Here is a 24560-nt window from a genome sequence, read left to right on the forward strand (position 1 = left end):
GGCCTGGAGCTGAGCCTGCGCCCCGGCTGGGAGGACGGGGCCAGCCCCGCGCCCCTGCTGACGGCCCGGGCGGCGGCGCTGCGGGCCGGACGCCAGGCCGCCGAGCGCGAGGCGGCCGAGCGGCTGGCCGTGCGGCTCGTCGTGCCACTGGGCCTGTGCCACCTGCCCGCCTTCCTCCTGCTCGCCATCGTCCCGGTGGTCCTCAGCGTCGGCAGCGACCTCCTGGCCGGTTGAGCCGGCAGCCCCGCCACGTGCGTGAGCAGCCGCCGGGGGGCGGGCCGTGGCACCATTCCTGTATGGCACTGTCCAAGAAGCTGCTCAGCCGCGACGAGGTCGTCGTCCGCCACATGCGCACCCACGTCAAGGTCCTCCTGTGGCGCATCCTCCTCCAGATCCTCCTGCTCTCCGCCGCCGTCGTCGGCTCCGTCCTCGCCCCGGACAGCTGGCAGCCCTGGGGGTGGATCGTCATCTGGACGCTCTTCACCGCGGTCACGGTCCCGCTGTTCCTCATCCCGTGGCTGCGCTGGACGACGACCACCTACACCGTCACCTCCAAGCGCGTCATCACCCGCTCGGGCATCATCAACAAGGTCGGCCACGACCTGCCGCTGTCGCGCATCAGCGACGTCCAGCAGGAGCGCACCCTCACCGACCGCATCTTCGGCGCCGGGACCCTGCGCCTGCAGACCAGCTCCGACGACCCGCTGGTCCTCACCGACGTCCCCCAGGCCGAGATCGTCCAGGTCGAGATCTCCAACCTCCTCTTCCACGACATCCAGGGCGCCATCGACGCCGACCCCACCGACTGACAGGCCCGCGCACTCCGATGACCTCGCGCCCCGTACCCACCGTCACCCCCGAGCAGGCCACCACCCTGCGCAAGGACCTCGAGGCCACCGGCTGGGGCGTCAACTCCGTCCACCACCTCATCGGCGACGTCGCCGACGCCGCCCTGCGCCGCGAGATCCGCCTGCCCGCCGTGCGCGCCATCGCCCGCGTCCTCGACGAGGACCGCGCCGTCGGCGCCACCCCCACCCCCACGGCCGTCCTCACCGCCCTGTTCATGCTCGGCCAGAGCGTCACCACCGCCGAGCTCGACGCCGCCCTGCGCCGCACCCGCACCCGCGGCGCCCTCGAGACCGGCCTGGTCGAGCCGGCCCCCGCCGGAAGCGACGGCTCACCGCGCGTGCGCGCCCGGTGCGACCTGCGCCCCCACGAGGCCACCGGCCTGGCCGACGGCGAGCCGGACGTGCGCTGGTGGGTCGCCTCCGACCTCGGCGAGCTCGAGACCGGCCGAGCCCTGGAGGGCGACCACGTCCTGGGCATCGGCGGCGCCGGCCTCACCCTGGCCTCCCTCACCCCGCGCACCCCCGTGGGCACCGCCCTCGACCTCGGCTGCGGCTGCGGCATCCAGACCCTCCACCTGCTGCGCCACGCCGACCGCGTCGTCGCCACCGACATCTCCGCGCGCGCCCTGGCCTACACGGCCTTCAACACCGTCCTCGCCGGCACCGGGCCCGACCGCCTCGAGCTGCGCCAGGGCTCCCTCCTCGAGCCCGTCGCCGGGAGACGATTCGACCTCATCGTGTCCAACCCGCCCTTCGTCCTCACCCCGCCCGCCGTGCGCGAGGCCGGCCTGCCGCTCATGGAGTACCGCGACGCCGGACGCCCCGTCCTGCCCGAGCTCGTCCCCGCCCTCGGCGACCACCTCGAGGTCGGCGCCAGCGCCGTCATGCTCGGCAACTGGGAGCACCACGAGTGGCAGGACTGGCGCGAGCGCGTGAGCGGCTGGCTGCCCTCGGCCACCGACGCCTGGGTCATCGAGCGCGAGACCCAGGACCCCGTCGAGTACGCCACCATGTGGCTGCGCGACGGCGGCACCACCCCCGAGCGGGACCCGGCCGGCTTCGATGCCGCCCTGTCCGCCTGGATCGACGACTTCGCCGAGCGCGGCGTCGAGGCCGTCGGCTTCGGCTACCTCCTCCTGCACCGGCCCGACCCCGACTCCGACGGCGCCCGCCGCGAGCCCTGGCGGGTCCTGGAGGAGGTCGGCACCCGGCCCGCCGGCCCCCTCGGGGCCCACCTGGCCCGCAGCATCGTCGTGCGCTCCGGCCTGGCCGCCATGGACGACGACGCCGTCGCGGGCCTCCACCCCGTCGTCGCCGCCGACATCACCGAGGAGCGCCACCTCACCCCGGGCCAGAGCGAGCCCAGCGTCATCCTCATCCGCCAGGGCGGCGGCTTCGGACGGGCCGTCAGGGCGGGCACCGCGCTCGCGGCCCTCGTCTCCGTCGCCGACGGCGAGCTGAGCGTCGCCCAGATCGCCTCCGCCGTCGCCGCCCTCACCGGGGCCGATGCCCGGGACCTGCGGGCGGAGATGGTCGCCGCCACCCGGGCGCTGGCCGCGGACGGCTTCCTCGAGCTCTGAGCGGCCCGCGGCGCCCCGGGGTGACGAGCCTCCCGGCGGCACGCGGCCGGGAGGCTCCGGCCAACCCCCTACGATCAACGACGTGACGACGAGCGGCCCGACCCCTGAGCGCGGAGGCGCCCGGCGCCCCGAGCGCGTCCTGGCCGGGCTGCTGGCCGCCGCCTGCGCGGTGGGCGTCCTCGTCCTGTGGTACGCCCTCATCTACACGCGCACGGGCCAGCTCATGGAGGACGCGGCCCTGACCGGCTCGCGCATCGGTGAGCGCTTCATCGACACCCACGCGCGGGCGCTGCTGTCCACCGTGTCCATGCCCGCCGCCGTCGCCCTCGTGCTCCTCATCCTCCTGCTGGGGCTCTGGCGCGGCAGCCGGCGCCGGGCCGTGGGGGCCGCCGTCGCGGTGGTGGCCATCAACGCCTCCACCCAGCTGCTCAAGCACCAGGTGCTCTCCCGCCCCGACTACGGCCTGTCCCCGCGCTGGGACGGCGCCAACACGCTGCCCTCGGGGCACACCGCGGTGGCCGCCTCCGCGGCCGTGGCGCTCGTGCTCGTCGTCGGCCCCTCCCTCAGGGGGGTGGCGGCCTGGGGCGGGGCCCTGCTCACCGCCGCGATGGGCTACTCGACGCTCGTGTGCCAGTGGCACCGTCCGGCGGACGTCATCAGCGCGGTCCTGCTCGCCACGGCCTGGGGGTCGCTGGCCGTCGCCTGCGGCATCTGGCAGGACGAGGAGCCCGGTGGTGCCCGGGCGGTGGGGCCGGCGGGCCGGGGCCCGGACCTCGTGCTCCTGGGCGGGCTCGGTGCCCTCGCCGGGGCGGTCGGCCTGCTGCTCGAGGCGGCGACCTGGTGGGCGGTCGTGACCGGCAGCGGGGTACTGGGCCGCACCGGTACCTTCATCGCCTACGCGGCCGGCTCCGCCGGCACGGTGGCCGTCTCCTGCGCCTGCCTGGCGCTGCTGGCCGGGCTCGCCCCCGCGCGCGTGCGCTGAAGGGCACCTGCCCGGCGGTCTCCGGGGCACGCGGGCCCGTGGCCGGTGAGCCCGTGGCCGGTGGACCCGCACCACCAGCGCCGTGCCGCCCCGGTCCCGGCGGCGCAGCCCGGCGCGGTGACGAGGAGGACGCAGACGGCCAGTGAGGCCGGTGCCGTCGGCGCCAGCGTCCACAGCAGCGAGACCGCCAGCAGCCCCGCGCCCGCCCCCGTGAGGCAGTCCGCCGCCACGGCGCCCAGGGGGTGCCTCACCCGGCCGGGAGCCGGGGCCGCGGTGGGGCAGTGGGCCACTGAGGGCTCGGCGGGGGCCGCCTGGGGCGTGGGCTCGGCAGGGGCGGGCGTCGTGCGCGTCATAGGAGCAGTGCACGCGCGCGGGCTGTGGCGACCGGTGGCGGCGCCTGTGACCGGGCTGAGGCGCGCGGGGAGGGGACGCAGCGCCCACGCACCCGCGCGACTTCGAGGGTTACGTGCCGAGTTCGAGTGCTGAGACCTCGAGCTCGCGCCCTCAACCTCGAGCTCGCGCGCGACGGGCGGCGACCACCCGGGGTCAGCGCCCAGTCGAATAAATTCGATGTTGCTCCCATTCGTTTGACCCTCCTGCGAGTGGCGGAACACCCTAGATCGAAGCGCTTCGACAAAGCGCTTCGAGCACGGGAGCCACAAGGAGGTGCGCATGACCACCATGCAGGACGTCGCCCGACGGGCCAACGTCGCCGTCTCCACCGTCTCCTACGCGCTGTCCGGCGCACGCCCCGTCGCCCGCGCCACCGCCGAGCGCATCCGCCAGGCCATGGAGGAGCTCGACTACCAGCCCAACGCCATGGCCCAGGGACTGGCTCGCCGCCGCGCCCACACCCTCGCCATGAGCTTCCCCGCCTTCGACACGGCCATGGGCGAGACGGTCTTCGAGATCGTGCGCGGGGCCCAGGCCGCCGCCGCCGAGTGCGGCTACCACCTCGCGGTCTGGCCCGTGAGCCAGGAGGGCGGCGGCCAGGAGCTCGCCGCCATCGTCCGCCAGGGCAAGGCCGACGGGGTCCTCCTCGTCGAGGTGGCCGTCGAGGACCCCCGAGTCGAGGCCCTGGAGAGGGCCAAGGTCCCCTTCGTCCTCGTCGGCCGCACCGCCGACCCGGAGCGCCACGCCTACGTCGACATCGACTTCGAGCAGGCCGTCGCCGACGCCGTCCACTCCCTGCACGACCTCGGCCACGAGCGCATCGCCTTCGTCGGCAGGCCGGAGTCCCAGGTGGCCTCCGGCTACGGCCCGGCCCTGCGCGCCCGCGCCGGTTACGTCCAGGTGATGCAGTCCCTCGGCCTGCACCCCGCCACGGTCGCCTGCGACGCCAGCCCGGTCGCCGGCCGCCTGCTGGCCGCCCCGCTGTGGCAGCAGGAGCGGCGCCCCACCGCCGTCGTCGTCCTCAACGACCTGGCCGTCATGGGGCTCGTCGCGGGCCTGGACGAGATGGGCCTGAGCGTCCCCGAGGACATCTCCGTCGTCGGCGCCGTCTCCTCACGGACCCTCGGCGCCATGACGAACCCGCCCCTGAGCACCTCGCACGCCCCCGGGGAGCAGATGGGCGCCTACGCCGCCCGCGCGCTCGTGCGCCTCCTCGACGGCGAGATCGAGCCCACCGACTGCCACCAGCTCGTCCAGTGCACCCCGGTACCCGGCCGCTCCATGGGCCCCGTGCCGACCACGCCCCCGTCCCCCACATCATCTCAACGGAGAGGTTCACACCAATGAAGATCAACCGCAGGGCCTTCACCGGCCTCATGGGCACCGCCCTCCTCGGACTCGGCCTCGCCGCCTGCGGCTCGGGCTCGGGATCCTCCGACGGCGGCGCCACCACCTTCGTCATCTGGGACTACGAGGGGGACTCCTCCGCACAGGCCATCGCCTGGAACCGTGCGGTCGAGATCTTCAAGGAGAGGCACCCCGAGGTCGAGGTCACGATGGTCGAGCAGACCTTCGAGCAGCTGCAGAAGAACGCCAAGATCGTCCTCACCGGCGACGACGTCCCGGACGTCATGGAGTTCAACAAGGGCAACTCCACCTCCGGGCAGCTCGCCTCCCAGGGGCTCATCGCCCCGCTCACCGACTACGCCGCCCAGTACGGCTGGGACTCCACCCTCCCGGCCTCGATCCAGACCACCGCCCGCTACACCGAGGCCGGCCTCATGGGCGACGGCGACTGGTACGGCGTGCCCAACTACGGCGAGTACGTCTTCGTCTACTACAACAAGGACATGTTCGAGCAGGCGGGGCTCACGGTCCCCACCACGCTCGAGGAGCTCGAGGCCGTCTGCGACGCCTTCGTCGCCCAGGGCATCACCCCCTTCGCCGAGGCTGGCTCCGAGTACCCGATGGGACAGCTGTGGTACCAGCTCGTCCTCACGCAGGCGGACCGTGACTTCGTCAACGCCTACGAGCTCTTCCAGGGCGACGCCGACTGGAGCGCCGACCCGATCAAGGCCGGCACCGACCGGCTGGTGAGCTGGATCGGCAAGGGCTACGTCGCCGCCGACTCCGCCGGCCTGACCGCCGAGGACGCCGGCGCCTCCTTCATCGCGGGCACCTACCCGATGTTCGTCTCCGGCTCCTGGTGGTTCGGCCGCATGGTCGCCGACATCACCGGCTTCGAGTGGGACCAGTTCCTCTTCCCGGGCACCACGCTCTACCTCGGCTCCTCCGGCAACCTCTGGGTCGTGCCCACCAACGCCAAGAACCCGGACCTGGCCGCGGAGTTCATCGACATCACCCTGTCCGAGGAGGTCCAGGCCGTCTTCGCCCAGCACGGCGGGCTGCCCGTCCTGGGCGAGACCTCCTCCATCGAGGACGACAAGACCCGTGTGATGACCGAGAACTTCCAGGAGATCCTCGACGGCGACGGCCTGGCCTTCTACCCCGACTGGCCCGTCGCCGGCTTCTACGACCAGATCGTCTCCGCCATGCAGTCCCTCATCAACGGCTCCAAGACGGGTGCCGAGGCGATGGCCGACCTCGCGGCCGCCTACGAGGAGGGCAAGGCCGACATCCTCGACGCCTGAGCCGCTGCGGTCCTGAGGGCGGGCTCGCCCCGCCCTCAGGACGGCCCGGCTGCCCGCCGGGCCGACGGCTCCTGACGACCCTCGACGAAGAAGACGACGCATGCCCGCACCCACCAGCACACGGCCGCGGACGGCCGCAGCCCGGGCCCGCCAGTCCCGGCGGCGCTCCCTGCCCTACCTGCTCTACCTCGTCCCCGGCGCCCTGGCCTTCACGGTCATCATCCTCTACCCGCTGGCGATGAACATCTGGTACTCCCTGCACAAGTGGAAGGGAGGCATGGCCCCGATGCGCTTCATCGGGCTGGGCAACTACGCCGAGCTGCTGGCCGATGAGAGGTTCTGGTCCTCCTTCCAGAACTCGATGTTCATGATCGTCGCGATGGTCCTCATCCCGACCCTCATCGGGCTGCTGCTCGCCTCGGTCCTCTTCGACTACGTCGGCAAGCACTTCAGCTCCGGGGTGGCGACGACCCTGCGGGCCATGTACTACCTGCCGCAGATCCTCCCCGTCGCCGTGGCCGGCATCGTGTGGAACTGGATCCTCAACTCCCAGACCGGGGCCCTCAACAGCATCCTGCGGGGCCTGGGCGTGGACACGCCACCGAACTGGCTGGGCTCGACCTCGCTCGCGCTGCCCTCGGTCATGCTCGTGCTCATCTGGATCCAGATCGGCTACCCGACCGTCATCTTCATGTCTGCCCTCCAGCGGGTGGACCCCGAGCTCTACGAGGCCGCCGAGCTCGACGGCGCCGGCTGGTTCGCCCGCTTCCGGGCCATCACGATCCCCCAGATCAAGCCGGAGACCTTCGTCATCGTGCTCACCTGCACCATCGCGGCCCTCAAGGTCTTCGCCCCGGTCTACGTCCTCACCCGGGGCGGGCCCGAGTCCTCCACCCTCGTGCCCAGCTACTACTCGTACCTCAACTTCTTCGACAAGTCGAAGGTCGGCTACGGGGCCGCGGTCTCCACCGTCCTCACGCTCGTCATCATCGTCGTCGCCGGCGTCATCCAGATCCTGCAGAACCGCAGCGCCCGCCGTGAGGAGGAAGGACGCTGACATGAGCGCCACCGCCGCCCCCGCCACCCGACCGACCAGGCACCAGGACCGCTTCCACCGCGGCGCCGCCCGCTGGATCTTGCTCGCCGCGGTGGGACTCCTCGCCGTCGTCATGGTGCTGCCCTTCGTGCTCATGGTGATGAACGCCTTCAAGTCGCCGTCGGACTACTCCTCCGGCTCACCCCTGGCCCTGCCGACCGAGATCTACACCGACGGCCTCGTCTACTTCTGGCACCGGGTCGACTTCCCGGTCAAGCTGTGGAACTCCATCTGGACCAGCGCCCTCGTCGCCGTCCTGGGGACCTTCCTGTCCCTGTTCAACGCCTACGCCATCGGCGTGGGCCGGGTGAAGGGACGGGCCTGGATCATCGCCCTGTTCATGATCGCGAACATGCTGCCCCAGGAGGGGCTCATCTACCCGCTGTTCATGATGGCCCGCAAGGTCGGGCTCACGGACAGCCCCTGGTCGATCGTCGTCATCTTCACCGTCATCCAGTCCGCCTTCGGCACCTACCTGCTGTCCTCCGTCCTGGGCACCTTCCCCCGGGCCCTGCTGGAGGCGGCCGAGCTCGACGGCGCCTCGCGCTGGCAGATCCTGTGGAGGGTCGTCTACCCGATCGTGAGACCCACCATGAGCGTGCTCATGATCTTCTTCTTCATCTGGACGTGGAACGAGTTCTTCATCCCGCTGGTCATGCTCACCTCCGGCGACACCCAGACCGTCCCCATCGCGCTGTCCAGCCTCCAGGGCGACCGCATGCTCGACGTGCCCACCCTCAACGCGGGAGCACTGGTCTCCCTCGTCCCGACCTTCCTGTTCTTCCTGGTCTTCCAGCGCACCCTGACCCGCGGCGTCACCGCCGGCGCCGTCAAGTGAGCAGGGACCCCCACCCACCCCAGAGGAACCACCGATGAAGTTCTCCAACGGCTACTGGCTCGACCGGGACGGCTACCAGGTGAGCAGGGCCCGCGGGCTGCTCGACCTCAGCGCCGACGACGGAGCCGTGCACGCCCACGCCCCCGTCCGGCCGGTCCTCACCCGCGGTGACACCCTCAACACGGCCCTGCTGAGCGCCACCTTCACCGCCGTCGCCGACGGCGTCATCAAGGTCGAGCTCGTCCACCACAAGGGTCGCCGTGAGCGCGGTCCGCGCTTCGAGGTCACCACCGACCCCGGCTACAGGGGCGTCGTCGAGCAGGAGGGCGACGGCCTCGTCCTGCGCGCGGGCGACCTCGCCGTCGGCCTGGCCGAGGGAGCGGACTGGACGGCGGCCTTCACCCACGCCGGCCGGCCCCTGACCGCCTCCCTGCCGCGCGCCGTCGCCCACGTCACCGGCCCGGACGGGCGCACCTGGATGCGTGAGCAGCTGAGCCTGCGCCCGGGCGAGCGCGTCTACGGGCTGGGGGAGCGCTTCGGCGCCCTCACCAAGAACGGCCAGAGCGTCGACATCTGGAACGAGGACGGCGGCACCGCCTCCGAGCAGGCCTACAAGAACGTCCCCTTCTACCTCACGAGCGCCGGCTACGGCGTCCTCGTCGACCACCCGGGCGGCGTCTCCTTCGAGGTCGGCTCCGAGGTCAACACCCGCACCCAGTTCTCCGTCGAGGGTGAGCGCCTGACCTACTACCTCATCGACGGCCCCACCCCCAAGGACGTCCTGCGCCGGTACACGGCCCTGACCGGGCGAGCGCCGATGGTGCCCACCTGGTCCTTCGGCCTGTGGCTGACGACCTCCTTCACCACCTCCTACGACGAGGAGACGGTCACCTCCTTCGTGGACGGGATGGAGGAGCGGGACCTGCCCCTGAGCGTCTTCCACTTCGACTGCTTCTGGATGCGCGGCTTCCACTGGTGCGACTTCGTGTGGGACCCCGAGACCTTCCCGGACCCCGCCGGGATGATCGCGCGCATGAAGGCCCGGGGACTGCGGGTCTGCGCCTGGATCAACCCCTACATCGCCCAGCGCTCGCGGCTCTTCGACGAGGGTGCCGAGCGCGGCTACCTCGTGCGCACCACCGACGGCGACGTCTGGCAGACGGACCTGTGGCAGGCGGGCATGGGGCTGGTGGACTTCACCAACCCGGAGGCGGTGGCCTGGTACCGCGAGCACCTGAGGGGCCTGCTCGACATCGGCGTCGACTGCTTCAAGACGGACTTCGGTGAGCGGGTGCCGGTGGCCGGCATCGCCTGGCACGACGGCTCCGACCCGGAGAAGATGCACAACTACTACGCCCACCTGTACAACACGGCCGTCTTCGACCTGCTCAGGCAGGTGCGCGGTGAGGGCGAGGCCGTCCTCTTCGCCCGCTCCGCCACGGCCGGGGGCCAGCGGCTGCCCGTCCACTGGGGCGGAGACAACGAGTCCACCTACGCCTCCATGGGGGAGACCCTGCGCGGTGGGCTGTCGCTCACGAGCTCCGGCTTCGCGTACTGGAGCCACGACATCGGGGGCTTCGAGGGCACCCCGGACCCGGAGGTCTTCAAGCGCTGGGTCGCCTTCGGGCTCCTGTCCTCCCACGCGCGGCTGCACGGCTCGGGCTCGGTGCGCGTGCCGTGGTCCTTCGGCGAGGAGGCGGTGGACGTCACCCGCGCCTTCATCCGTCTGCGCCTGTCCCTCATGCCCTACCTGTACGCGGCCGCCGAGGAGGCGCACGCCACCGGCACGCCGATGATGCGCTCCATGTTCCTCGAGCTCCCCGAGGACCGCGGCTCCTGGGACGTCGACACCCAGTACATGCTCGGCCCCGACCTGCTCGTCGCCCCCGTCATGGACCCCGACGGCGAGGTGGACGTCTACCTGCCCCCGGGCACCTGGACCTCCTACTGGACCGGTGAGAGCCTCCAGGGCCCGCGCTGGGTCCACGAGACCCACACGGCCGCCACGCTGCCGCTGTACGTGCGCGGGGGCGCGGTCCTTCCCCTGGCCCAGGGCCTGAGCCGCCCGGAGGACGACTGGGTCCCCGGGCTCGCGCTGCGGGCCTACGAGCTGGCCGACGGCGAGGAGAGGGTTGTCGCCGTCCCGGCCCACGACGGGCTCGAGGCCGCCGTCTTCCGCCTCGTGCGCGACGGCGGGGTGCTGAGGGCGACGGCCTCGGGCGCGCGTGGCGCGTGGACGCTCGAGGCCGGGGCGCAGCGCGTGACGGGACAGGGTGACACGACCGTCGAGCTCGCCCTCGGCTGAGGCCGCGCTCCACCGCGAGCTCGAGGGTGAGGGCGCGAGACCGAGCCCTGAGACCTCGAAGTCGGCACGTCACCCTCGAGCTCGCGCACGATGGACGGCCGGCGGCGGGCGGCGTCACCCGGCCGCGGGCAGGCGCACGGTGAAGGTCGTGCCGTGCTCGCGCGCCCAGCCGTCCACGGCGCCACGGCGCAGCGCCGCCCCGGCTGAGGGCGCGTCGCCCTGGCGCACGGAGTCCACCGTGAGGGTGCCGCCGTGCGACCTCACGATGGCCAGGGCGATCGACATGCCCAGGCCGGTGGAGCCGGTGCGGCGCTCGCGCGAGGCGTCGGCGCGGGCGAAGCGCTCGAACAGCCGCTCGCGCACGGCCGGGTCGATGCCCGGGCCGTCGTCGGAGACCGAGATGACCCAGCTGCCCGCCCTGCCTGGCGCGCCGGGCGCCGGGGCCGCCGTCGGCCCGGGGCCCGGCGGCTCACGGCGGATGCGGGTGACGACCCGGGACCCGGCGGGGGTGTGCACGCGCGCGTTGGCGAGCAGGTTGACGACCACCTGCTGCAGGCGCGCCTCGTCCCCGGTGACGACGGGCGGCCCGGTGTCCTCAGGGTCCTCGGGCTCCTCCTCGGACTCGTCCCCGTCCCCGAGGGCGGACAGGTCGAGCACCCACTCCTGCCCGGGCCCCGCGGCGCGCGCGTCACTGACCGTGTCGAGCAGCAGGGCGAGCAGGTCCACCTCCTCGTGGCGCAGCTCGCGCCCGGCGTCGAGCCTGGCCAGCAGCAGCAGGTCCTCCACCAGGGCGGTCATGCGCACGGACTCGGAGCGGACGCGCTGCAGGGCGTGCAGGGCCTCCTCCGGCAGGGCGGCGTCGGCCCCCTCGCGCTGGATGAGCTCGGTGTAGCCGCGGATCGAGGCCAGCGGGGTGCGCAGCTCGTGGGAGGCGTCGGCGACGAACTGGCGCACCTGCGTCTCCGACCTCTGGCGGGCGGCGAGCGCGGCGTCGACGTGGTCCAGGAGCGTGTTGAGGGCCGTGCCCACCTGCCCGACCTCCTGCGAGGAGGCCAGGTCCTCCTCGCTCACGCGCTCGTCGATGCTCACCTCGCCGCTCGCCAGGGGTTGGGAGGCGACGCGCTGGGCCGTCGTGGCGACCCTCTCGAGCGGTGCGGTGGCGGAGCGGACCATGGACCTGCCGACGAGCGCGGCGACGACGGCGCCGACGACGGCGATGGCGAGCTCGATGACCAGCTGCGTGCGCACGAGGGTGTTGTCGCCCCTCATCGACAGGCCGGTGACGACGACGTCTCCGGTGGTCTCGTCGCGGGCGACGAGGACCCGGTAGTCGCCGAGCGAGTCGATGGACACGGTGACGGGCTCGCCGGTGGGCTCGAGGGAGAGCAGGGCCGCGGTCTCCCGTGCGGACAGCGCCTGGTAGGTGCCGTCGTCGTCGATGTACCCGGCGCGGACGGTGGTGGCGGCGCCGGTCGCGCCGTCCTTGCCGGCACCGGGGGAGATGACGGAGAGGGTCCCGGTGGACTGCCCGGTGGCGTCCAGGCCCTCGGGCACGGGCGGGTGGTGGTCGTCGTCGGCCTCCTCCCCGGTGTCGACGGCACCGGGCACCGGGGAGGGCACGGTGCTGGGCACCGCGTCAGGCACTGTGCCGGCCACCGCGCCGGTCGCTGCGTCGCCGGCACCCGCCGTCGCGCACCGCTGCCCCTTCTGGCCGTCCTTCCCGCCGTCACCGAGGCCGGCCTGCACGGTGAGGCCGTGCCGGCGGGCGGCGGCGCGCTCGGAGGCGGCGACGAGCTGCTCGTCGAGCCGGTCCATGAGCGTGTGACGCAGGCTGAGCGTCGAGAAGGCGCCCATGAGGGCGGCCATGAGCAGGACGAGGGCGAGGACCCCGGCCGCCAGGCGGGTCCTCAGGCTCCGGCGCCGGGCGGGCTCAGCGCGCACTGTCGGCAGGCTTGAGGACGTAGCCGACGCCGCGCATCGTGTGGATCATGGGGGCGCGGCCCTTGTCGATCTTGCGGCGCAGGTAGGAGATGTACAGCTCGACGATGTTGGCCTGCCCGCCGAAGTCGTAGTTCCACACGCGGTCGAGGATCTGCGCCTTGGACAGGACCCGTCGCGGGTTGCGCATGAGGTAGCGCAGCAGCTCGAACTCCGTGGCCGTCAGGCGGATCTCGTCGCCGGCCCGCCACACCTCGTGGGAGTCCTCGTCCATGCGCAGGTCGCCCACCTCGAGGACGTTGTCCTGCTCCTGCGCCGAGGCCCCCGAGCGCCGCAGGAGGGCGCGCAGACGGGCGACGACCTCCTCGAGGCTGAAGGGCTTGGTGACGTAGTCGTCGCCGCCGGCGGTGAGTCCCGCGACGCGGTCCTCGACGGCGTCCCTCGCGGTGAGGAAGAGGACGGGGACGGTCGGCTGGTGTCCGTGGATGCGGCGCATGACCTCCAGACCGTCGAAGTCGGGCAGCATGATGTCGAGGACGACGACGTCGGGCTGGATCTCCTGGGCGGCGCGCACGGCGGCCACGCCGGTGCCGGCGGTGGTGACCTCCCAGCCCTCGTAGCGCAGGGCGGAGGCGAGGAGGTCTGCCAGCATCTGCTCGTCGTCGACGACGAGGACGCGCACGGGCGACCCGTCGGGGCGGGTGAGGGTCTCGGTGGGAGTAGTCATGGTCTCATTCAAGATGAGGTGGCTGTGCGCAGCCTGTGGACTCTTTCTGCGTCGTTCCAGTGTTTTGGTGAAGTCGCGCCGGTGACGGGGCGCGGGCGGGCTCTCAGGAGCCTGGGTCATCTGCGCGCCATTACGCCATCGCCGCCCCGTTCGGCGTGCGCGACGCGCCGATCTCAGGCAGTCTTTGGCACGTACCTGAACGACTCACAGAGACTGGACTGAGCGTGGAGACACAGGTCGGCTACGAGCGCTTCTTCGACCCCGAGGACATCTTCTTCTCGACGACCGACAGGCGCGGCGTCATCACGAGGTCGAACCGCACCTTCGACACCCTGTCGCGCTACCACCGCGACCGCCTCATCGGCGCACCGCACAACATCATCCGCCACCTCGACATGCCCGCAGGCGTCTTCCGCCTCATGTGGGACGACCTCGAGGCCGGCCGCCCGGCCTGCGCCTACGTGCGCAACCGGGCCGCCGACGGGCTGGACTACTGCGTCTTCGCCACGATCGTGCCCGTGAGCAACGGCTACCTGTCCGTGCGGACCAAGCCCCTGGACACCACCACCCTCGAGACGGTGAGCACCGTCTACCGCACCGTGCGCGCCAAGGAGCGCGCGGAGGCCGCCCAGGGCGCCTCGCGCCGCCGGGTCGGAGAGGTCGGCGCCGCCGCGCTGACCGCCGAGCTCAACGGCCTGGGCTTCGACTCGCTGTACGCCATGACGCTCCAGCAGCTGCCCCGGGAGGTCTCCGCCCTCGTGTCCGCGGGTGTGCGCGTGCCCGGGCCCATGGGCGTGGACGGGCCCGTCACCCGCATCCTCGAGGCCGCCGGGCACCTCGAGCGCGAGACCAACCTCCTCGTCTTCGAGCTGGAGGAGTACCTGCGGCTGCTGACCTCGATGTCGGGCACGCGCAGCGGCCTGCTCGACGTCGCCGACCGCGCCGACGCCTTCGGCCGCGTCGTCGGAGGCCGCCGTCTCAACATCGCCGACCGCGCCGACGCCCTGGCCTCACAGGTCATCGAGCTGTCGCAGACGGTCGCGCCCCGCCTGCGCAGCCTGCCCGAGGGCATGGACGCGCTGCGCACCGCCGTCCTGGAGCTGCGCTACTCCGTCGCCCTCATCCGCCTGCACACCCTCATGGTGGGGCGCTTCGCCCGCTCCGTGCTCGACGGCAGCGAGGAGTCCCCGGCCGACTCCATCGCCGCCCTGTGCGAGGCGCTGGAGTCCGGCTTCGCCCGGCTGGGCCCGGTGTGCCGTGAGGTGGAGGAGGGCGTGGTCGCGCTCGACGGCGAGATCCGCCAGGTCACCCCGCTGCTGGACCGCATGGTCCGGCGCCTGAGCAGGTGGGTCGACCGCCGCGGCGGTCGCAGCACGGTGACCGCGGAGGCCGCCGACCTCGTCGAGCACGGGACCCCGGAGGTCAAGGACCTGGCGGCCCTGGCCGCCGAGTGCCGCGGGCTCCACCTGCCCTACCACGAGGACGCCGTCAACCAGCGGCTGGCGGTGCTGCGCCAGGCGGTCGGCCAGCTCTGAGCCCCCTGCGGCGGCCGGGAGGCGGCCCGGTCCAGGGGATGCGTTACGCTCGCCCGCGAGGCGACGCCCTGTCGGCGTGCGCACGCCGGGGTCCCCGTCGTCGCCCCACCTCAGCGAAGAAGGTTCCACGTGTCCAAGAAGCTCGTCATCGTCGAGTCGCCGAACAAGGTCCGCTCCATCGCGGGGTACCTGGGCTCCGACTTCGACGTCGAGGCCTCCGTCGGGCACATCCGCGACCTCGCCCAGCCCTCGGAGCTGCCCGCCGAGGAGAAGAAGGGCCCCTACGGCAAGTTCGCCGTCGACGTCGAGGACGGCTTCAAGCCCTATTACGTCATCAACCCCGACAAGAGGAAGACGGTCACCCAGCTGCGCAAGGCCCTCAAGGAGGCCGACGAGCTCTACCTCGCCACGGACGACGACCGCGAGGGCGAGGCCATCGCCTGGCACCTGCTCGAGGTCCTCAAGCCCAAGGTCCCCGTCAAGCGCATGACCTTCACGGAGATCACCCGGGAGGCGGTGGGCCGCGCCCTGGAGAACACCCGCGAGCTCGACACCGACCGCGTGGACGCCCAGGAGACGCGCCGCATCCTCGACCGCCTCGTCGGCTACGAGGTCTCCCCGGTCCTGTGGCGCAAGGTGCGCGCGGGCCTGTCCGCCGGGCGCGTGCAGTCCGTCGCCACCCGCCTCGTCGTCGAGCGCGAGCGCGAGCGCATGGCCTTCACGGCCGCCGGCTACTGGGGTGTCGAGGCCGAGCTGGCCGCCGGCGGCGGCGTGGGGGAGGAAGCCCAGTCCTTCACGGCCCGCCTCGCCACCCTCGACGGGCGCCGCGTCGCCACCGGCCGCGACTTCAACGACTCCGGCCAGCTGCGCCCCGCCGCCGTCAAGGCGGGCACGGTCCACCTGCACGAGGGCGGGGCCCGCGCCGTGGCCGACGCCGTGCTGCGCTCGGCCCCGCAGGTCGCCGAGGTCGAGGAGAAGCCCTACAAGCGCCGCCCGGCGGCCCCCTTCACCACCTCCACCCTCCAGCAGGAGGCCTCGCGCAAGCTGCGCATGAACCCGCGCGAGACGATGCGCGTGGCCCAGGGCCTGTACGAGAACGGCTTCATCACCTACATGCGCACCGACTCGACGGTCCTGTCCAGCCAGGCGGTCAGCGCCGCCCGCGCCCAGGTCGCCGAGCTCTACGGCCCCGAGTACGTGCCCGCCAAGCCGCGCCTGTACGCCACCCGGACCAAGGGCGCCCAGGAGGCCCACGAGGCGATCCGCCCCGCCGGGGACCACTTCCGCACCCCCGCCCAGGTCGCGGACGAGCTCTCCGGCTCCCAGTTCCGCCTCTACGAGCTCATCTGGAAGAGGACGGTCGCCTCCCAGATGGCCGACGCCGTCGGCTCCACCGCCACCGTGCGCGTGCAGGTGCCGCTGACGGGCGCCGACGGCGGGGCGCGCGACGCGGGCCTGACCTTCCGCACCGCGGGCCTGACCGCCTCGGGCACGGTCATCACCTTCCGGGGGTTCCTCGCCGCCTACGAGGAGGGGCGCGACGCGGACCGCTACGAGTCCGGCTCGGACAAGGACGTGCGCCTGCCCGCCATGAGGGCAGGGGACCCGCTGCGCGCGCTGGGCGCCGAGGCCGCCGGCCACGAGACGACGCCCCCGCCCCGCTACACGGAGGCCTCACTGGTCAAGGCCCTGGAGGAGCGCGAGATCGGGCGCCCCTCGACCTACGCGGCGACGATGAGCGTCATCGCGGACCGCGGCTACGTCGACCACCGGGGTCAGGCCCTCGTGCCCACCTGGCTGGCCTTCGCGGTCACGCGCCTGCTCGAGGAGAACTTCGCCGAGCTCGTCGACTACGACTTCACCGCCTCCATGGAGCGCGACCTGGACCGCATCGCCGCCGGTGAGGAGGAGCGGGTCTCCTGGCTGGACCGCTTCTACAACGGCGCCCGCGCCCAGGAGGGGGCCGACGGCGAGGCCGGGCCGACGGGGGAGCGCAGCCTGAGACAGATGCTCGACAACCTCGGCGAGATCGACGCCCGGGCCGTCAACTCCATCGACATCGGCCAGGGCGTGACCCTGCGCGTGGGCCGCTACGGGCCCTACCTGGAGGACGCGGAGGGCGCGCGCGCCAACGTGCCCTCCGACATCGCCCCGGACGAGCTCACCGTGGACAGGGCCCGCGAGCTGTTCGAGCGGGCCGCCGACGACGGCCGCGAGCTCGGCACCGACCCCGCCACCGGGCACACGATCATCGCCAAGGACGGCCGCTACGGCCCCTACGTCACCGAGGTCCTTCCCGAGGAGGCCGAGGACGGAGCCGATGCCGGGGACGCCAAGCCCCGCAAGCGGGCCGCGCGGAAGGCCGCCAAGCCGCGCACGGCCTCCCTGTTCAAGAGCATGAGCCTGGCGACGGTGACCCTCGAGCAGGCCCTCGACCTGCTGAGCCTGCCGCGCGTCGTCGGCCAGGACGCCGAGGGCGTGGACATCACCGCGCAGAACGGCCGCTACGGCCCCTACCTCAAGAAGGGCACGGACTCGCGCTCCCTGGAGACGGAGGAGCAGCTGTTCACGGTCACGCTCGAGCAGGCCAACGAGCTCTTCGCCCAGCCCAAGCGCCGCCGCGGCCAGGCCGCGGCACGCGGCCCGCTGCGCGAGCTGGGCACGGACCCGGTCTCCGGGCGGCCCGTGGTCATCAAGGACGGGCGCTTCGGCCCGTACTTCACCGACGGCGAGACGAACGTGACCCTGCGCCGTGACGACGACCCGGCGACCGTGACCCCCGAGCGCGCCTACGAGCTGCTGGCGGAGAAGCGCGCCAAGGGGCCCGTCAAGAAGCGCACGACGCGCAGGACGACGGCGAAGAAGCCGGCCGCCGGGAGGACGGCCTCCCGCTCCGCGAGGAAGGCCTGAGGACGAGGGTCTGGGCGGGCCCGCCCAGACCGGCCCCGCTCAGGTGCCCCCCGCGCCAGTGTCCTCGCAGGAGCGCTGCGAGGCCGGCAGTGGGACGGCACGGCGGATCTCCTGGACGACGTCCAGCATCCTGCGCTCCGCGTCCTCCGAGCAGGAGAGCGCCGTCAGCTGACGGCTCAGGCGCTTGAGCAGGGAGGCGGCCGTCTGCCGCACGTCGCGCATCTCGCTCAGGGCCGTGACGGCGGCGCCGTCGACGATCGCGATGATCATCTCCGGGGTGGCGGGCACCTCCAGCCGGTCGAGCACCCGGGCGACGGCCGCGTTGAGGCGGCTCCGCCCCTCGCGGTAGGCGCGCCCGACGGGCTGGGAGGTGTTGGCGGAGATCAGCTGCATGTAGTGGCCCAGGTAGGGCCCCTCGGCGGGCAGCGTCGCCTCCAGCAGGAGCTCGATGCGCCCTTCGAGCTCGGGCAGGGACTCGAGGGCCTCGACCTTCTGGGCGGTGCGCTCGGCGCGCTCGGCCCACTGGCTGATGTTGAGCTGGCCGGCGTGGTAGAGCAGGTCGTCCAGCCCGTTGAAGTAGTAGGTGGTGGCGGACAGGGAGCAGCCGGCGCGCTGGGCGACGGCGCGGTGGCTGATGGCGGTGGGACCGGACTCCCGGATGAGGGCGGCGGCGGCCTCGATGATGGCCTGCCTGCGCACCTCACCCTTCACCGTGGCGGCTGCGGGACGGACGGGTGGGGAAGTGTCCATGGCAGGATTTTAGGTGCGGCGGCGGGTTCTGGGCCGGTGGTCCGGTACCTGGGCGGACCGGTCAGCGCGTGGAGCGCTTGACGACGGACAGGTCCAGTGGCGGGGCCCAGTGGGAGACCAGGAGGGACACCAGGGCCAGGCCCGCCACGGCTGTGAGGTAGTAGGCGGGGGCGGCCTGCGAACCCGAGACGAGGATGAGCCAGGTCGCGACGAAGGGGCAGGTGCCGCCCAGCAGGGTGTTGGCCAGGTTGAAGGACAGGGCGAAGCCCGAGTAGCGCACCGAGGTCGGGAAGCTCTCCGCGAGGAAGGAGGCCAGGGTCCCGTCGTTGGTGGTGAGGATGAGGGCGAAGAGGATCTCGCACAGCACCACCACCCACAGGGAGCCCACCGACATGAGGTGGAACAGAGGGATCGAGGCGACGACGAAGGCGACACAGGCCAGGACGAGCACCTTGCGCCGTCCGACGACGTCGGAGACGTGCCCCATGAGGAAGATGAAGGCGATGTAGACGACGAGGGTGACGGAGGTCGCCAGGGTGGCCGCCGTCTCGGAGTGCCCCAGCTCGTGCTCGACGTAGTTGGGCATGTAGCTCAGCAGCATGTAGAAGGCGACCGCGTTGAGGCAGCTGACGCCGAAGCAGGCCAGGAGCGCCCGGCGGTGGGAGGTGAGCAGCAGGCGCAGGGGCTCGGCCCAGCGTGAGCGTGAGGGTGCCTGCTGGGTCTGGCTGCTGGCCGCCTTCGCCACGAGCGCCTGGTAGGCGGGGGAGTCCTCGAGGTGGACGCGGATGTAGCGGCCGACGAGGCCCAGGGGGCCGGCGAGCAGGAAGGGCACACGCCAGCCCCACGTGACCATGGAGGTGTCGTCGAGGAAGGCGTACAGGCCGGAGACGAACAGGGAGCCCATGAGCAGGCCGCAGGCGGTGGAGGCGGGCACGAGGGAGACGTAGATGCCGCGCTTGGAGGGCGGGGCGTACTCTGCCAGGAAGGTCCCGGCGCCCGCGTACTCGCCGGAGGCGGAGAAGCCCTGGCACATGCGCATGGCGACGAGCGCGACGGCCGCCCACAGGCCGATCTGGTTGTAACCGGGCAGGATCCCGACGACGAAGGTCGCCCCCGACATGATGAGTATGGACCAGGACAGCGCCCAGCGCCGCCCGAGCCGGTCCCCGAGGATGCCCCACACGACGGCGCCGACGGGACGCAGGATGAAGGAGGTGGCGAAGACGGCGAAGGCGTACAGCAGCCGGCCGGTCGGGGAGGACTCGGGGAAGAAGACCAGGCCGATGACGGAGGCGAGGTAGCCGTAGGAGGCGTAGTCGAACCACTCGATGAAGTTGCCGATGAAGGAGGCCTTGGCGGCGCGGCGCACGGCGTGGCCGTGGTCTCCCGTCCCGCTGGCCGCGGTGGTGGCGGAGTCAGCGCTCGACATGGGGGACTCCCTCGTGCTCAGCGGGCTCAGCGACCTCGGCGGCGTCGCCGCGCCGGGCACCGTTGCGCGAGAGGGCGTCGACGACGATGGGTGCGAAGCCGCCGCCGATGATGAGCAGGCCGCCCACGGCGCCGGTGGGGGTCATGGTCTCGTGGAAGACGAGGAACCCGCAGATGATGGCGACGACGCACTCCCAGTAGGAGATGGTCGACATCTCGACGGCGGGGAGGTTGCGCCCGGCGACGACGAGGAAGCCGAGGGCGAACAGGCCGCTGAAGAAGAACAGCCCGAAGGCCCACGCCCAGTTCGTCGGGGAGAAGGTGGACACGCCGTGCCAGGGGCGCAGGACCAGGGACATGCACAGGGTCGCCACGGCCGCCCAGAGGAAGTTCCAGGTCCCGCGCACGATGGAGTCGACGTCCTTGCGGTAGCCGTTGAAGAACAGGGCCATGCCGTAGAAGACCCCGGACAGGAGGCCGAAGAGGTCGCCCAGGGGCTTCTGGGGGTACTCGGCGGAGGAGGTGGACAGGTCGAGGCCGAAGTGGAGGCGGCCGCCGTCGAAGTCGATGATCTGGATGGTCATGAGCATGCCGACGAAGACGAGCAGCAGGAAGACGCCGTTGAGCAGGCTCACCTTCTCCTTGCGGAAGATGCGCGCCAGGATCGTGCAGAACAGCGGCCCGGTGTAGATGAGGAAGACCGCGTTGGCGATCGAGGTCATGAGGGTCGAGGAGATGTAGAAGCCCAGGGACAGGCCGATGCTCACCCCTCCCATGACGATCGCGGGGCTGAGCCGGGTGGAGCGGAACAGGGAGGTCTTCCTCAGCGCGAGGAGCATGAGCGTGAAGCCGATGAGGCCCAGGCTCATGCGCCCGAAGGCGAGGAAGGAGCCGATGACGGACTTGTCGGCGTCGGCGAGGTCGGCGGTGGTGCCCCGCGAGAGGGTGCCGACCAGGCCCATTCCCGTGGCGGACAGGATCATGGCGATGGCGCCGAGCTTCTTGTTCATCACGTACTCGCCGGACGTCGTTGTCGCGGCAGGGGATGTCTTCATGGGGGTTCCTCAGGCGGTGGGCGGGCTCAGGGGTCGAAAGGGTACGGGGTGGTGGCGGTGGGTTCGGGACAGGGGGACCGGGGCGGGTGGTGAGCGGGGGCTCGGGATGGGGGCCGGGGCCCGGGGCGCCGCTGCTGGACCAGCGGCGCCCCGGGCCCCGGCGGGTGGGTCTCAGACCCGCGTCGGGTCCTCGACCTGGTTCGGGAAGTAGTCCTCGCAGCCGCCCTCGCGGTAGACGTCCGCGGTGGCGCAGTGCAGGGCACCGCCGAAGGGGTAGGCGTCGCGGAAGGGCACCGGGATGACGTTCATGCCCAGCTTGTCCATCTGCTCCATCTGGTGGACCTCGGAGGCCTCGCAGATGACCGTCTTGTGGTCCAGGACCAGGCAGTTCATCGACAGCCAGACCGAGGAGTAGCACAGCGGCGGCGGGGTCGTGTGAGCCGGCTGGGCGGCGTCGACGATCTGCCAGTCGTTGGCCTCGAAGATCTTGCGCTGCTCCTCAGGCAGGCGGCGCTGCGGGTTGTTGATGATGAGGCCCGGGCGCAGCGGCACGAAGGTCGCGTCGATGTGGATCGGGTAGGGGTCGCCCGGGAAGTTGACGGCGTGGACGCGCAGGTCCGGGTAGTAGCGCTTGAACCACTCCATGGCCGTGCGGTTGGTGGTCAGGCCGTGCTGGATGAACAGGTCCTTGCCCAGGCGCAGCACGTCGGCGGCGTCCCACATGGGCTCCACCTCAGTGGTGACGAAGTCCTTGTTGGCGGTGCGCTCCAGGCGCTCCTCCAGGGAGATCTTCTCGTCGTAGTAGTTGTGCTTGTAGGACTTGTCGGTCAGGCGCGGGCGCGGGGCCTGGGTCCACTTGAACTCGGGGTCCTCGTCGAAGTACTGCTTCATGAGCGGCCAGTAGGCGAGGTACTCGAAGTAGCGGCAGCGGAAGGAGTTGGCCGAGGCCATGATCTCGTTGCCGATGGTGAGCAGGATGTCGCGGGGCGGCATGCAGGTCATCATCGAGTCGTTGCGGAAGTCCGGCGTCTGGATGTGCTGGTTCCACTGCAGGGGCGTGGGGCGGTCGACCTTGACGCCGTGCTCCTCGAGGGTCTTGGCGAGGAAGTCGAGCTGGGCGGCGGCCTTCTCCACGGTCTCCTGGGGGCGGGGGCCCCACATGCCGCGCATCTCGGAGTCGACGGGCACCTTCTCCGAGGTGGCGGGCTCCTCGGGCGGGATGACCGAGTTCTCCGCGCGGCCGACGATGACGTGCTTGAGCGGGTCGAAGTCGTTCCACGAGTTGACGATCTTCGTCATGTTCTCTCACTCCTTTGTGATGGTGTGTTCGTGGTGGTTCGGTGCCGGCCGGTGGCCGACGGGTGGTAGGTGCCCGGACGGGGCTGGTGTGTGGTCGGGCGGCTCCTGGGGTCAGCGGTGGTACGGGGTGGTGGGTGGATAGGTCAGTGGGGCCGCCGGAAGGCGCGCCGGCCCCACCGACCAGCCGGTGGGCGGGGCTCAGCCCCTGCGCAGGCGGGCGTCGTGCGGCTCGGGCACCTCGGGGCGGATGTCGTCCGGGCCGCCGTAGTTGCCGCCCGCGGTGACGACCGTGCCGGCACGGCCCTCGATGATCTCCAGCGCGTCCTCCAGGCGGCCGATGGCGGCCATGTCCCCGGTGAGCTCGACGAAGCGGCAGACGGCCTCGACCTTGGGTCCCATGGAGCCCGCCGGCAGGTCCATCGCCCGCAGGGAGGCGGGGGTGGCGCGGGAGACGGTCTTCTGCTCGGGGGTGCCGAAGCCGGTGCACACGCCGTCGACGTCGGTGAGGATGAGCAGGGCGTCGGCCTCCAGGTCCTCGGCGAGGACGGCGGCGGTGAGGTCCTTGTCGATGACGGCCTCGATGCCCTCAAGCTTGCCCTTGGCGTTGCGGATGACGGGCACGCCCCCGCCTCCGGCGCACACGACGACGGCGCCGGCCTGGAGCATGATGCGGGCCATGCGGGTCTCGATGACGCGCTGGGGCTTGGGGGAGCCGACGACGCGGCGCCAGTAGGGGCCGTCGGGCTTGACGGTCCAGCCCTTCTCCGCGGCGAGGGCCTTGGCGGTGGCCTCGTCGTAGACCTCGCCGACGAACTTGGTCGGGTTGGAGAAGGCCGGGTCGCCGGACAGGACGAGGGTCTGGCTGATGAGGGAGACGACGTGGCGTCCGGGCAGCGCGTTCTGCATGGCCTGCAGGAGCCAGTAGCCGATCATGCCCTGGGTCTCGGCACCGAGGGTGTCGAAGGGGTAGGGCTCGCTCAGCCTCTCGTCGTTGGCGGACTCCAGGGCGAGGGTGCCCACCTGGGGCCCGTTGCCGTGGGTGATGATGAGCTCGTGCTTCTCGGCGAGCTTGGCGAGCTGGCGGGCGGCGAGCTCGACGTTCCTGATCTGGGAGCGGGCGTCGGGCTTCTCCCCGCGCCGCATGAGGGCGTTGCCTCCCAGGGCGACGACGATGCGCACGTCAGTCCTCCCAGGTCCCGAGGGTGGCGACCATGACGGCCTTGATGGTGTGCATGCGGTTCTCGGCCTGGTCGAAGGAGACGTTGCGCTCGGTCTCGAAGACGTCGTCGGTGACCTCCAGGCCGTCGAGGCCGGTCTTGGCGTAGATGTCCTCGCCGACGGTCGTGTTGCGGTCGTGGAAGGCGGGCAGGCAGTGGAGGAACTTGACGTCGTCGTTGCCGGTGCGGGCGACGAGCTCGGCGTTGACCTGGTAGGGGTGCAGGAGGGCGATGCGCTCGTCCCACACCTCCTTGGGCTCGCCCATGGAGACCCACACGTCGGTGTAGAGGAAGTCGACGCCGGACACGCCCTCGTCGACGTCGCTGGTGATCGTGATGCGGGCACCGGTCTCGGCGGCCAGGCGCTCGGCGTGGGCGACGACCTCGGGGGCGGGGGCGAGCTCGGCGGGGCCGACGAGGCGCACGTCCATGCCCATGAGGGCACCGGAGACGAGCAGGGAGTTGGCGACGTTGTTGCGCGAGTCCCCCAGGTAGGCGAAGGAGATCTCCTTGAGGGGCTTGCCGGCGTGCTCGAGCATGGTGAGCTGGTCCGCCAGGGCCTGGGTGGGGTGCCAGTCGTCGGTGAGGCCGTTCCACACGGGCACGCCGGACAGGGCCGCGAGCTGCTCGACCTTGGCCTGCTCGTCACCGCGGTACTCGATGCCGTCGAACATGCGGCCCAGGACGCGGGCGGTGTCGGCGACGGACTCCTTGTGGCCCATCTGGGAGCCGGAGGGGTCGAGGTAGGTGACGTGGGCGCCCTGGTCGTGGGCGCCGACCTCGAAGGAGCAGCGGGTGCGCGTGGAGGTCTTCTCGAACAGCAGGGCGATGTTCTTGCCCTCCAGGCGCCTGACCTCGCGGCCGGCCTTCTTGTCGGCCTTGAGCTGGGCAGCGAGGTTGAGCAGGATGCTCCACTCTCCGGCGGTGAAGTCGATCTCCTTGAGGAAGGAGCGGCCGGACAGGGGGTAGGTCATAGGTATCTCCTTTGACATCTGTGACGTGGGTGGT

General features: G+C 71.9%; 18 protein-coding genes and 1 pseudogene. 11 read left to right on the plus strand and 8 right to left on the minus strand.

Features of this window, described 5'->3' with window-relative positions; all coding sequences use genetic code 11:
* From H6X67_RS04295 to yicI, 9 genes and pseudogenes are all read left to right on the plus strand, one after another.
* Positions 1 to 234: pseudogene (locus H6X67_RS04295) on the plus strand (hypothetical protein); the annotation flags it as partial.
* A 62-nt stretch (positions 235 to 296) separates the two neighbouring features.
* Positions 297 to 809 carry a PH domain-containing protein gene (locus H6X67_RS04300; protein ID WP_249368442.1) on the plus strand — a complete coding sequence of 171 codons (513 nt, stop codon included), beginning with the start codon at positions 297 to 299 and terminating at the stop codon, positions 807 to 809.
* Positions 810 to 826: 17 nt separating this feature from the next.
* Positions 827 to 2428 carry a DUF7059 domain-containing protein gene (locus tag H6X67_RS04305; protein WP_249368441.1) on the plus strand — a complete coding sequence of 534 codons (1602 nt, stop codon included), beginning with the start codon at positions 827 to 829 and terminating at the stop codon, positions 2426 to 2428.
* An 82-nt stretch (positions 2429 to 2510) separates the two neighbouring features.
* Entirely contained in the window at positions 2511 to 3410 is a 900-nt protein-coding gene (locus H6X67_RS04310) for a phosphatase PAP2 family protein (protein WP_249368440.1), read from the plus strand.
* Between the two features lie 672 nt (positions 3411 to 4082).
* Positions 4083 to 5150, plus strand: a complete 1068-nt coding sequence (locus tag H6X67_RS04315) for a LacI family DNA-binding transcriptional regulator (protein WP_249368916.1) — start codon at positions 4083 to 4085, stop codon at positions 5148 to 5150.
* The gene (locus tag H6X67_RS04320; RefSeq protein WP_249368915.1) at positions 5147 to 6454 is read left to right on the plus strand and encodes an ABC transporter substrate-binding protein; all 1308 of its coding nucleotides are present in this window, start codon (positions 5147 to 5149) and stop codon (positions 6452 to 6454) included. The genes H6X67_RS04315 and H6X67_RS04320 overlap by 4 nt, the downstream gene beginning before the upstream one ends.
* Positions 6455 to 6554: 100 nt before the next feature.
* Complete coding sequence (locus H6X67_RS04325; RefSeq protein ID WP_249368914.1) at positions 6555 to 7511, plus strand: carbohydrate ABC transporter permease; 957 nt, start codon at positions 6555 to 6557, stop codon at positions 7509 to 7511.
* A 1-nt stretch (position 7512) separates the two neighbouring features.
* Positions 7513 to 8388: a carbohydrate ABC transporter permease gene (locus H6X67_RS04330; protein WP_249368913.1), complete on the plus strand. Its 876-nt coding sequence runs from the start codon at positions 7513 to 7515 to the stop codon at positions 8386 to 8388.
* Between the two features lie 34 nt (positions 8389 to 8422).
* The gene (gene yicI, locus H6X67_RS04335; RefSeq protein ID WP_249368912.1) at positions 8423 to 10693 is read left to right on the plus strand and encodes an alpha-xylosidase; all 2271 of its coding nucleotides are present in this window, start codon (positions 8423 to 8425) and stop codon (positions 10691 to 10693) included.
* A gap of 114 nt (positions 10694 to 10807) precedes the next feature.
* Here the strand turns inward: yicI and H6X67_RS04340 are convergent, their stop codons facing one another.
* Entirely contained in the window at positions 10808 to 12547 is a 1740-nt protein-coding gene (locus H6X67_RS04340) for a sensor histidine kinase (protein ID WP_502797302.1), read from the minus strand.
* Positions 12548 to 12623: 76 nt separating this feature from the next.
* Positions 12624 to 13358 carry a response regulator transcription factor gene (locus H6X67_RS04345; RefSeq protein WP_249368911.1) on the minus strand — a complete coding sequence of 245 codons (735 nt, stop codon included), beginning with the start codon at positions 13356 to 13358 and terminating at the stop codon, positions 12624 to 12626.
* Between the two features lie 224 nt (positions 13359 to 13582).
* Between H6X67_RS04345 and H6X67_RS04350 the strand changes: the two genes are divergently transcribed.
* Both H6X67_RS04350 and topA read left to right on the plus strand, forming a co-directional pair.
* On the plus strand, positions 13583 to 14893 hold the full coding sequence (locus tag H6X67_RS04350; RefSeq protein WP_249368910.1) for a PAS domain-containing protein: 1311 nt from the start codon (positions 13583 to 13585) through the stop codon (positions 14891 to 14893).
* A gap of 129 nt (positions 14894 to 15022) precedes the next feature.
* Positions 15023 to 17803, plus strand: coding sequence for a type I DNA topoisomerase (gene topA, locus H6X67_RS04355; protein WP_249368909.1), 2781 nt, complete (start codon positions 15023 to 15025; stop codon positions 17801 to 17803).
* 39 nt (positions 17804 to 17842) lie between these two features.
* Here topA and H6X67_RS04360 read toward each other — a convergent pair whose 3' ends face one another.
* From H6X67_RS04360 to argF, 6 genes are all read right to left on the minus strand, one after another.
* A complete protein-coding gene (locus tag H6X67_RS04360; RefSeq protein ID WP_249368908.1) occupies positions 17843 to 18553 on the minus strand; it encodes a TetR/AcrR family transcriptional regulator in 711 nt (236 codons plus the stop codon).
* Between the two features lie 61 nt (positions 18554 to 18614).
* Positions 18615 to 19982 carry an MFS transporter gene (locus tag H6X67_RS04365; RefSeq protein WP_249368907.1) on the minus strand — a complete coding sequence of 456 codons (1368 nt, stop codon included), beginning with the start codon at positions 19980 to 19982 and terminating at the stop codon, positions 18615 to 18617.
* Complete coding sequence (locus H6X67_RS04370) at positions 19969 to 21036, minus strand: DMT family transporter (RefSeq protein WP_249368906.1); 1068 nt, start codon at positions 21034 to 21036, stop codon at positions 19969 to 19971. Before H6X67_RS04370 ends, H6X67_RS04365 begins: the two co-directional genes overlap by 14 nt.
* Positions 21037 to 21207: 171 nt before the next feature.
* Complete coding sequence (locus tag H6X67_RS04375) at positions 21208 to 22335, minus strand: serine/threonine protein kinase (protein ID WP_249367810.1); 1128 nt, start codon at positions 22333 to 22335, stop codon at positions 21208 to 21210.
* Positions 22336 to 22533: 198 nt separating this feature from the next.
* Positions 22534 to 23514, minus strand: coding sequence for a carbamate kinase (gene arcC, locus H6X67_RS04380; protein ID WP_249367809.1), 981 nt, complete (start codon positions 23512 to 23514; stop codon positions 22534 to 22536).
* A gap of 1 nt (position 23515) precedes the next feature.
* Positions 23516 to 24526 (minus strand): ornithine carbamoyltransferase, encoded by a 1011-nt coding sequence (argF, locus tag H6X67_RS04385; protein ID WP_249367808.1) that lies wholly within the window; start codon positions 24524 to 24526, stop codon positions 23516 to 23518.
* Positions 24527 to 24560: the final 34 nt, after the last annotated feature.

It is taken from the genome of Actinomyces sp. AC-20-1 (genome assembly GCF_023369555.1).
Taxonomy (GTDB): Bacteria; Actinomycetota; Actinomycetes; order Actinomycetales; family Actinomycetaceae; genus Actinomyces.